Raw genomic sequence first — 11,069 nt, forward strand, 5'->3', positions numbered from 1 at the left:
TTCTATTTAACTTTATCTTTTAGCTCTATACGTGACTTAACGCTTCGGTAAGTCTGTTGAAGGGACGAATACCCTGGATCTTCAGTTACAATGATTTTTCCATTTGAAATCACTCCAGGGACTTTCATTAAGCATATGACTTCATCATCAACCACAAAAGCTAAGTTTTTTCCTACATAAATTTTACTAATCTCTAGTAATTTTTCGCTCCCTTCTTCTGATAGGGTGATTTCGAATTTCCGCATATTGCTTACACTATCAATTTCTATTTTGCTAATCTTATCGTAATCTCCAGTGTTAACAACTGGTTTATCTGATATGCAAACATATCTTTCCGAATTAAGCAGTTTTACTTTTTTATACGAACACCCTTTCCCTTCAAATTCAAGGTAGACGCCATCATTGTCGCTCTGGGAAAAAGAAAAAAATGTAAAAAATGACAACAGAAAAATATTTAAAAGTATTGATTTCATATTAATCTTAGTTAAGAAAATTTTAGCTTTTAAAAACTTACTTTAACAAACTAAATTACTAAAATAAATGTAAGTTACAACTTTTGATATACACTAATTATTATCCTTTACCTAAATTAGAAATGTATAAATTGTGCTATTGTAAAATACAACAGGTCTTTAATTATAAAGAGCATCTGAATGAAGATTGGATCATCTATTTTTACTGAGAAGTATTAGTCAATGATAAAATATTGAATTTGATTTAGAGATCTAAATCTCTTGAAGATAAAAAGTTATAATCAACAAATAGAAATAAAAGCATTTTATAGGTTTACATTATCCTTAATTCAATTGTTCTCTAACAGACGTAAGTATTTATACTTTATCGTTTTTAAGTGTCTGAAAGATTAGCTATCTTATTTTAATTAAAGCAAATACCCTATGCACTTTTCATATTTCGTTCAACAAAAACTAAAATTGGCTTCCGCTATTGCAATCATATTGGTCATTGTATTAATCAATAATCGCTGGGAGAACAACAATATAAATGAACTAGGGGAAACTTTTGGTTCAGTTTATAAAGATAGGCTTGTGGTAGAAAATTATATTTTCAAATTAGCTTCTGCCACACATGAAAAAAAATATTTACTAACCCAATACAAAGTCAAACAAAGCTCTGAAATCAAAAGTGAAATTGCATCCATTAATACTGAAATTGATTTTTTGCTAAAAGATTACCAAACTACTTTTCTAACAGTCGGGGAACAGGAAGTTTTTAAAAATTTACTTCGAAATAACGATCAACTTAGAGCTATAGAAGAAAATCCAGAATTCGAAATTGCTCATTTAAACACTTTATATGATAAAAATATAATTATGTTGAATAAGCTTTCTAAAATTCAAATGAAGGAGGGGGAAGCACTATACAAAAACTCAAGATCCATTGTGACAAGCAATGCAAGTTTATCCTATTTAGAATTAGGCCTTTTGATAATTTTGGGGCTTATCACTCAGGCATTAATTTTTAATTCCAAATCAATTCGCGGTAGTCTTAGAAAGGACAATAATAATCTGCCATTAAACTAGATTATCAATAAAACTTTAATGCTTTTCCAACCCTTTTGAACAATTGGTTGTCTTTGATATAGAAGGTTTTGGTTGAAATCTTTCTGTGGATGGCTGGTTACCGTTCATAGTTTTATGGTTGTAGGCGAAAAGGGTGGTAGCAATATCACCCTTTTCTATTTTACGACCAATTCTATTCTTTATGATACCAAAAATTGCTTCTAGGCTTATTTGCTCTTTCTTCTTTACTTCTTCTTTTAAAAACGTCCTTACCAAAGTAAACTTTATAAGAGAATGCAGGCATGAACGGAAAGAAACTTCTTTGGTATAATTTCATAGTTTCATCTGATTCGGCTAATTGTCCAAGTGAAAAATCCGAATTATCATTTACATGATAATAATTAAAATAAGGGTTTTGGCGGCTATAAGCATTATAAATGGAGAATGACCAAACCGCTTTATTTCCTCTTTTTGTAATTTTATGGTAGTTAAATCCTAAGTCTAATCTGTGATAATCTCGCATTCTTTCCGAATTTCTTTCACCATATATTAAGGTTTCTCTTTCTATTTCAGGATTAAAAGGGTCAGGAGTATTGCGAAGCCCAATAGCAGGAGTAAAAGGAAGCCCAGTTTGATAAGTCCAATTCGCGGAGAGATCCCATTTTTCGTTGATTTTTGTGCTCAGATTGATATTAAAAATATGGGGTCTGTCATATTCATAAACATAAGGCATTCCATTGTTAATTTCAGGAAACTGGTATTCCGTTTTGGATAAAGTATAGGAGGCAAATCCCGTCCACTTGCCTTTAGATTTTTTCAGCATCGTTTCCCAGCCCATACTTTCACCTGTTCCGCCACTAGTGATTTTGTTCTTCCAGTTGGAATCTCCCAGTACAGCTGTTATTCCTTCTTTATAAGTCGTTAAATTATTTAGCTCTTTGTAATAAAGGTTGCTTTCCAATTGCCACATATTTTGCTGAAAATTTGCTTTGTAGCCTAAAGAAAGCTGATTTGAACCTGAAGTAGGTGCATCTTCATCAGCAGGAATCCAAATTTCATTGGCACCAATATCCCCTGTGGTATATAATAAATGTGCGTATTGTTTGGCTCCAGTGAACCGAGCTAACAACCATTGGTTTGAGGCTATCCCGATAGCTAATTGACCTCTTTGAACAAAATCGAAGCGTGAATAATCATCATTTTGATAATAATTTAATCTACCACCAATTTTTAAAGAACTGTTTTCCCAGAAATCTAAGTATTCATCAAAATATAGCGCTCCTTCCAAAACAGGAATAATTTCATTTTCTGCGACTATGTTTTCTGCATTAGTGTTGTTTGGTTGATGAATTTTATAGGATAATTGGGCACCAAAATGTGTAGTTAGGGAATTACTGTTAAAATATTTCCAATCCGACTGCAAGCGGTTATCCATAAGGGAAGATTGAAAACGCTTATCAAATGTTGCTTCCTTATTATCTTTATCTTCAAAATAAAACCTGTTGTTTTTTAGGCGATAACGAACTACTGATAAACTGTTTTCTCCTACTAGATTTGAATTAGGTTTATACTTCCATTGCAAAGCTCCCAGCCAATTACCCCAAACTGTCTGATTTCGAGTTTTACCTACAGTATTCGGAATCGTTGAGGCAGATTCTGCCCACAAATTTAGGTAATCATCTCCTTGATAAAAATTGGCTGATAAAGTATGCTTATCATTTAAATTATAAGTGAATTTTCCATTAAGGTCATGAAAGCCATAAGCAAAAGTAAAATCATTGCCAGCAGAAAGTGTGGTGCCTAAAGCGTATAGTCCATCTATTAAAGTTTTTCTTGCACTTAGCATATAAGTTGCTTTCTTACTGAGTGCTGGCCCTTCCACCATTAGGCTGGTGGCCATAGGGCCAATACTGAAATTCCCTTTAAATTCTTCAGCATTTCCCTCATATTGAGAAAGACTGATTATGGATGATAATTTACCGCCATATCGAGCTGGAAAACCATCTTTATAAATTTCCATGGAATTAATCATATCAGGATTGAAAACAGAATAAAACCCTCCTAAATGATTGACATAAATCAGTGGGATATTATCAATCATATATAAGTTCTCTCCTGGACTACCTCCTCTAACAATCAGTTGACTGCTTCCTTCATTTTGGGCAGTGATTCCGGGAAATAACTGAACCGCTTTTAAAACATCTGGAGCCGCACCTATTGTTGGAATATTATCAAAATCTTTTGTTTTAAGCTGCGTCATCGGCTGAAAAACATCTCTGACACCAGTTACTCTGACTTCTTTTAAATCAGTATTCATTTTAAGATCAATGAATATATTTTGACTGTCTTTATTTACTTCAATCACTTGATTTTTGTAGCCAGCATAAGAAATTCTCAGAGAGTCATTATGGTTTGCGTTTAAGCTAAAATAGCCGTTATTGTCACTTATTGCTCCTTCTTTAGTTTCAAGATTGATAATATGAGCCCCAATTAATTTCTCTTTTCCCGAGGCATCTCTAACATATCCCGAAACATTAACTTCCTGAGAGAAAGCCTGCTCGATGCTGATTAATATAATTAAACTTAAGCAAAGGGTTTTAATCCAGTTCATTGGTCAAAATAATTTTCAGTTCCGGAAGGATAAATGGTGTCTGTTTTTACCAAAGAATAGCCAGCATTAATGCCGTAAGCTCCTTCTATATTGTTAAAATTGGAAATAGCTGCTTGATTACCTGAACCTATAATTGGGTAGCGACTATTTTCATATTGATAATTTTGCTTTAGGAACTCATAGTAGGCCTCATTAAGTGTCCATAGTTCAACCACTAGGGGGAAAGTGTCTGCAATCTGAGGACCGCCATTACTGCTCATAGTTCCACTAGTGATATAATTAATCAAAACTTCCTGACTGTTACCAGTCATTAATTCATTAGTGAATAAAGGAAAAGGCACACCTTCATTTAATATAACAGGGTCATCAATATTAATGATCTGAATCCTGTTATCATTATCATCATCTTCATTTTCACCTCCTCGTAGAAGACGAATATTCACATAAAAATATTCGTTAGATGAATTATTAGGGACTTCAATTTTAATGGCAGGATGACTGATTCCTTCTTGATTAGTTCCTGCCACATCAATATGTTCAATATTCAGAATGGGTTGTGGGGGTGGTATGGTTTGATTAAAACTGCTTATAAGTTTTCCCGAAGCATCAGAAACATCAAAGTGATAATCTTTATTGGTTTCGATCTGCTGATTTAATTTATAGGAGTCTGAATTTTCATCATAACTCAAATCAAAAGTTTGATTTTCAACCATTAGCTGAACTAGCGCATCTTCAATTGGCGGATTTCCCTCCCCATTTACTGAAGTTGTTTTGGTTATTTTTACTTCAATACTGTCATCTGCGATCATAATATTATTGATGACCCAGTCATTATTGAAATCAGGGAAATCTTCTTGTAATAGTTTTATACATGAGGATAAGCAAAGAAAACTTATTATTAGGCAGCTAGAAATTAATTTATTCATCATCAAAATTTTATACTTAAGCCATATCTGAATTTAGCAGGCGATCTGTAATTATATTCCATAAAAATACCCCAGTGTTTGTAAAGATGATACGCCAAGCCTCCACCTATATCATAAAAGAAATAGTGTTCTTTTTGTCGAAGGGCATAAGCTGGAATGGGAGAATATCTACCACCTATTTTCGCGTTCAAATATAAATCTAATCTAAAGCGGTGGCCTTCTTTTATCAGGAGCTGTAATGGATGAATGTTAGTTTGAATCCCGTAATTATACGCTCTAGAATTCCGCCCAATAATGAAAGGCTCGTTAGTAGTTGGATTTATTACTTGCACTAGATATAAATCTAGATTAGTTGCAAGATAAGCGCCCGCTTCAATGAACTTAGTGAATCCTCTGTTATATTCTAGCTGAAAAAAATGGGAATCACGAAAATCATAATAACTATGAGAAGCTTTGATATTATTTCGTCCTTTCAAGCCATTTTGGGCATAAGAACTCTCTAAGCAAATGAGGAGAAAAGCGACTATTAATAGGGTTGAATACAGCTTTTGGTTCATGATGTTTAATAAACCGCAAAGCTAAACGATTTATTGCGAGACTTAGGTAATTAGTTGTTAGAAATTTTAAAATATTAAAAATCATACAGGCATTTAATTACCTGTATGATTCAAAAATAGTGATTACCATTCTAATGGAACCTCCATCAATAACATTTCCGAATCTGCTTTTGCTTTGATATTTACCGATGCCAAATTGAGCAATCCAATTCCATCTCTCTTTTCTAATTTTTCTCCACCAATTTCAATTTCTCCTTCAAGTAAGAATATGAAAAGGCCATTATCTTTTTTCTTCAATTCATACCTTTTCTCAAATCCCTTTTCAAAATCTGCTAAGTGAAACCAAGCGTCTTGTTGAATCCAAGTATCTAATCCACTATCTTTCGGTGAAACCACCATTTGAAAGCTATTTTTTCTTTCTGTCATAGGATAATGCACCTGACCATATCGAGGCTCTATATTTTCCTTATTAGGAAATACCCAAATTTGGAGAAATTCCGTTCCAATATCTTTGTTCGGATTAAATTCCGAATGCATAATTCCTGTCCCGGCCGACATCACCTGCACATCACCTTGCTTGATAGTGGCGTCATTTCCCATGCTGTCTTCATGCGCCAAATCTCCTTTGAGAGGTATCGAAATGATTTCCATATTTTCATGTGGGTGTTTAGGAAATCCGGTTCCGCCCGTAATTTTATCATCATTTAAAACTCTTAATGCCCCAAAATGAATTCTATTCGGGTCATAATAAGAAGCAAAACTAAAGGTGTGATGTGTATTTAACCAACCATGGTCGGCATGACCTCTTGAATTGGCTTTGTAAATTATTTTCTCCATTTTCATAATTTTGTATGTAGCTACATATAATTACGGCTAAATTAAAAAGTTGTGTCGTTTTTTCAGAAATAAAATTACTTGAGTCTAAAGAAACTGGATGAAACACATTTTTTACAGTTGATCAAATAGCTAAAAAATCGCATTTAAAAAGTGTTTTACTAAGAAAAAAAGAAATTAAGACTCCAATAACTTTTATCCCTCGAATAATTTTTACAAATACGCTTGGCAAAACTATATTATTTATAAATATTATTTTATAATTTTAGTGAATCAGAAATAAAACCATAAAAAATGAATATGTATTTTAGAACATTAACATTAGTAGCCTTTTTGGCAGTTGTTGCTTGTAGTCCAGAAAAGAAAGAAGATGAGAATAAAAACTCTGAAGCTTTTGATAAAGCACAGCAAGAAGTGAAAGAGCAAATTTCAAACGTAGTAAAAGAAATGCCTTCCCCATCAGAGATTCCATTTCTGTTGATGGAAACAGGAGCAGATTTTGACGGAAGTCTCATGCACGATTTGAGTAGTGTAAGTAACTACAGCAGCAATAATAATGAAGCTGCAGTCAATTTAGGAATTTATGCAACAGATGTAGCCTATTTAAGTGCTTACGAAAAATCGCAGGAAGCTTTAAAATATTTAACAGAAGTACGTCCCCTAGCGGACCAATTGGCACTTTCTGGTTCTTTTGATCCCCAAACAGTAGAAAGGTTCGAAAGAAATTTATCTAACACAGATTCTTTGGCTCAAATTGTAAATGAAGCCATTAACAATGCTGATGACCATTTGAGAAAAACAGATAGGCCAAAAGTAGCGGCTTTATTATTGGCAGGTTCTTTTATTGAAGGGCTTTACATTGCAACTGCATTAGTAGAGAATTACCCAAATGATTTGCCAGCAGAGACCAAAAAATTGATTTTAATTCCTATGGTAAATGTTATCATCAAGCAAGAGGAACCGCTTATTGATTTAATAGAATTATTAGAAAGCATTGAGCAGGATGACTATATCAAAACGATGGTTGCAGATTTGAAAGAATTGAAAGAGGAGTATAAAAACCTCAACGTTCAAAAATTATTGGATGAGGGAAGAGGAGATGAATTATTAAATGATAAAACATTAGATAAAGTGACTAATCAAATGGGTAAAATCAGAGATGGTATTACCGGATGATCATCCATAAAATAAAGTTTTAAAGGGTATGAGAGCATGTAGGAATGCATTCTCTACCCTTTTTTTATTTGATTTTACGAATTTCCTGTCATTATTACTTGAATTAAATCCATTTCAACCCCAAGTTATGAGCGAAAATTTACTAAAAGCCCTACTGGAATTATTTGCAATTATTGCCAAAAAAGGAACCGTTACAGAAGATGAGCGGATTAATATCAAAAAGTTTTTAACCGATAATCTTTCTGAAGAGTCAGCCGAACGACATCTCCAATTATTTGATGAATTTGCAGCAGCGGCTGGTGCTAAAGGCAATGAAAGTATTGACAGGATATGCAAGAAAATAAATGAAGAATTTACGTATCCTCAAAAGATTATTTTAGCTCTTCAGTTGATTGAGTTAATCCTTGCTGATGGTGAAATTGCACAAGAGGAAATTGAAATTTTGGATTACGTGGCAGATAAGATTCGCTTACCAGCAGAAATCATATCTTATATTCAATCTTTCGCCCTGGCTCGAAGAATAGAAGATTTTAAATCAGACACCTTTTTAATCGTTGCTGAAAATAACGATAGTGTTCAAGATCCTACCTATTTCATTCAGGAGGATCATTTAAATGGATTTTTATCTATTTTAAAATTGCCGGGTACCGAAATGTATTTTGTAAAATACATTGGTACAGCTCAATTAAATATGAATGGTATCCCGCTCCGGAAAAATAATATTACCTTATTTCCAGCGGGAAGCACCATAAAAGGGGATAAATCTCAAACGGTTTTTTACAGCGATGTAGCAAGTCATTTCAAAACCGATGATACAACCGCCAACATCTCTTTTTTGGCTGAAAATATAAGTTTTACGTTTCCAAATGGACACAAAGGTTTACATCATGTAAATATTGCCGAAGACAAAGGAAGATTAGTTGGCCTAATGGGTGCCTCAGGATCTGGAAAGTCGACTTTACTGAATGTACTGAATGGAAATGAGAAGCCATCAGAAGGGAAAGTTGAAATCAATGGAATCAATATACATGAAAATCCGGATGCAATAAAGGGTACCATTGGGTATGTACCACAGGATGATTTATTGATTGAGGAACTGACCGTTTATGAAAATTTATATTATGCCTCCAAATTATGCTTTGACGATAAGTCAGAGGCAGAAATAGAAGAGCTAGTGGCTAATACGCTATCTTCTTTGGGACTTTCTGAGACTAAGCACTTGAAAGTGGGCTCACCTTTGGATAAAACCATTAGCGGAGGGCAACGAAAAAGATTAAATATTGGCTTAGAATTGCTCAGAGAACCATCCGTGCTTTTTGTGGATGAGCCTACGTCTGGCTTATCTTCTCGCGATTCTGAAAACATCATGGATTTGTTGAAGGAATTAAGTTTGAAGGGCAAAATGGTTTTTGTCGTGATTCATCAGCCGTCTTCCGATATCTTTCGAATGTTCGATAAATTGGTGATTTTAGATGTTGGCGGTTTCCAGATTTATTACGGCAATCCTGTGGAGGCGGTGCTTTATTTTAAAAATCAAATCAATACTATCGATAAAGACCAGGCGGCTTGTATTGAATGTGGAAATGTAAATCCGGAGCAAATCTTTAATATCATTGAGACCAAAGTAGTTAATGAGTACGGAAAGGCAACGGATGAACGAAAAATCACTCCGAAGAAATGGTTTTCACTATTTGAAAGTCAGTTGAATATTCCAAAAATCACAAATCCAGATCCATTACCCGAGCCAGAATTAAGAATTCCGAGTTGGGTGAAGCAGATAGGATTATTTTTCAGAAGAGATTTTAAATCTAAACTGGCGAATAGGCAATATTTACTAATCAATCTTTTGGAGGCTCCGATTTTAGCACTTTTACTGGCCTATATCATCCGATATTATCCTGAAAGTGAAGCAGGGAGCTATCTTTTTATTGAAAATTCAAATATTCCTGCTTTTTTCTTTATGAGTATAATTGTGGCCCTTTTTATGGGATTAACTGTAAGTGCAGAGGAAATTATAAAAGACAGAAAGATTTTAAAAAGAGAGTCTTTTCTGCACCTAAGCAGAAGCAGTTACCTTTTTTCCAAAATTGGTATTTTGTTTCTGTTCTCTGCTGTGCAGACTTTCACTTATGTGATTATAGGAGATTTAATTTTGGAAATAGATGGGCTCAGCTTAACGTATTGGGCAATTCTTTTCACAGTAGCCTGTTTTGCGAATATGCTCGGTTTGAATATTTCATCTGCCTTTAATTCTGCGATTACGATTTATATTTTAATCCCCATTTTGTTAATTCCGCAATTAATTTTGAGCGGGGTGGTGGTGAAATTTGATAATCTTAACCCGCAAATTACCACTCCCGACAAGGTGCCTTTAGTGGGGGAATTAATGGCTTCCCGATGGGCTTTTGAAGCTTCAATGGTAGCGCAATTTAAATCCAACGAATATGCTGCTCCTTTCTTTGACTTAGATCAGCAAATGGCGCAAGCAGAATATAAAACGGTTTATTATATTCCGATGCTTAAATCTTATGTAGATTATTTAAATAAAAATTTAGATAAGCGAGATTCTGAAGAATTTAAAGAAACTATTAATATTTTAAGAAGAGAAATTGGAGTCGAACTTGAAGTGGTGGGAGAGGATAAATTCGATGTTTATCATAAATTGACTCAAGAAAATGTTGATAAATGGACACTTAACAAAACAGAACAATTTTTAAATACTTTAGGAAGGTTGTACAATAACTTTTTCAATGAAGCAAATACGAAAAAAGAAAAGGCCATTTATATGCTAACAGCTACTCCTGAGAAAAAGGAGCGTTTTGAATATTTAAGAAATAATTATTACAATTCTGCGGTGGCAACATTAGTGAAAAACACCAATGATCCGAACCGAATTATTGAATATGACGGCAAGTTAGTGCAAAAAATTTACCCGGTTTTTATGGAAGCTCAGCCTGACCACCCCCTTGATTTTAGGACACAGTTTTACGCTGGAGAAAAACATTTCGCTGGATATATTTTTAATACACTGCAGTTCAATCTGGCCGTCATTTGGGTGATGAGTATTTTTTTATTTGTGATGCTTTATTTTGATGTATTGAGAAAAATAGTGACTTTTTCGGCTAAGGCTTAAAAACTTCTCTCAAGGTTCGTCATCATGAGTTAGCGTATACAATTAAACAAATAAAACCCCTCAAGGCTCGTCATTCCTGACGTAGCGCAGCAGAGATCAGGAATCTCTTAGCTGTATAGCACTAAAGCCTGCTGCAGCTATAATAACCCAATGCTATTGCTGTGAGATTCCTGATAATTTAAATCCGATTTACTGCGTAATCGTGTATAAATTTCAGGAATGACGGTACTTTTTTTATTGCTTATTTTGAATATCTGACCAATTTTTAGAGGGATTTAACACTTTTTTAATATCCTTTATCAAGCCTTTTCA

General features: G+C 34.0%; 8 protein-coding genes. 3 read left to right on the forward strand and 5 right to left on the reverse strand.

Going from position 1 to position 11,069, the window contains the following annotated elements; all coding sequences use genetic code 11:
• Positions 1 to 2: 2 nt before the first annotated feature.
• Entirely contained in the window at positions 3 to 473 is a 471-nt protein-coding gene (locus tag VFM92_RS09995; RefSeq protein WP_325122075.1) for a SecDF P1 head subdomain-containing protein, read from the reverse strand.
• 423 nt (positions 474 to 896) lie between these two features.
• Between VFM92_RS09995 and VFM92_RS10000 the strand changes: the two genes are divergently transcribed.
• Positions 897 to 1,541, forward strand: a complete 645-nt coding sequence (locus VFM92_RS10000; protein WP_325122076.1) for an MCP four helix bundle domain-containing protein — start codon at positions 897 to 899, stop codon at positions 1,539 to 1,541.
• 172 nt (positions 1,542 to 1,713) lie between these two features.
• On the opposite strand, the gene VFM92_RS10005 is transcribed toward VFM92_RS10000, so the two are convergent.
• The 4 genes from VFM92_RS10005 to VFM92_RS10020 all read right to left on the reverse strand — a co-directional run bounded on the left by VFM92_RS10005 (position 1,714) and on the right by VFM92_RS10020 (position 6,451).
• Complete coding sequence (locus VFM92_RS10005) at positions 1,714 to 4,131, reverse strand: TonB-dependent receptor (protein ID WP_325122077.1); 2,418 nt, start codon at positions 4,129 to 4,131, stop codon at positions 1,714 to 1,716.
• A complete protein-coding gene (locus VFM92_RS10010) occupies positions 4,128 to 5,060 on the reverse strand; it encodes a DUF4249 family protein (protein WP_325122078.1) in 933 nt (310 codons plus the stop codon). The genes VFM92_RS10005 and VFM92_RS10010 overlap by 4 nt, the downstream gene beginning before the upstream one ends.
• Positions 5,060 to 5,614, reverse strand: coding sequence for a hypothetical protein (locus VFM92_RS10015; RefSeq protein ID WP_325122079.1), 555 nt, complete (start codon positions 5,612 to 5,614; stop codon positions 5,060 to 5,062). Before VFM92_RS10015 ends, VFM92_RS10010 begins: the two co-directional genes overlap by 1 nt.
• Before the next feature lie 123 nt (positions 5,615 to 5,737).
• The gene (locus VFM92_RS10020) at positions 5,738 to 6,451 is read right to left on the reverse strand and encodes a pirin family protein (RefSeq protein WP_325122080.1); all 714 of its coding nucleotides are present in this window, start codon (positions 6,449 to 6,451) and stop codon (positions 5,738 to 5,740) included.
• 291 nt (positions 6,452 to 6,742) lie between these two features.
• On the opposite strand from VFM92_RS10020, the gene VFM92_RS10025 reads away from it, so the two are divergent.
• Together VFM92_RS10025 and VFM92_RS10030 are read left to right on the forward strand one after the other, a co-directional pair.
• Complete coding sequence (locus VFM92_RS10025) at positions 6,743 to 7,624, forward strand: hypothetical protein (RefSeq protein ID WP_325122081.1); 882 nt, start codon at positions 6,743 to 6,745, stop codon at positions 7,622 to 7,624.
• Positions 7,625 to 7,751: 127 nt separating this feature from the next.
• Positions 7,752 to 10,757: an ATP-binding cassette domain-containing protein gene (locus VFM92_RS10030; protein WP_325122082.1), complete on the forward strand. Its 3,006-nt coding sequence runs from the start codon at positions 7,752 to 7,754 to the stop codon at positions 10,755 to 10,757.
• Positions 10,758 to 11,069: the final 312 nt, after the last annotated feature.

It is taken from the genome of Marivirga sp. (assembly GCF_035704835.1).
Classification (GTDB): domain Bacteria; phylum Bacteroidota; class Bacteroidia; order Cytophagales; family Cyclobacteriaceae; genus Marivirga.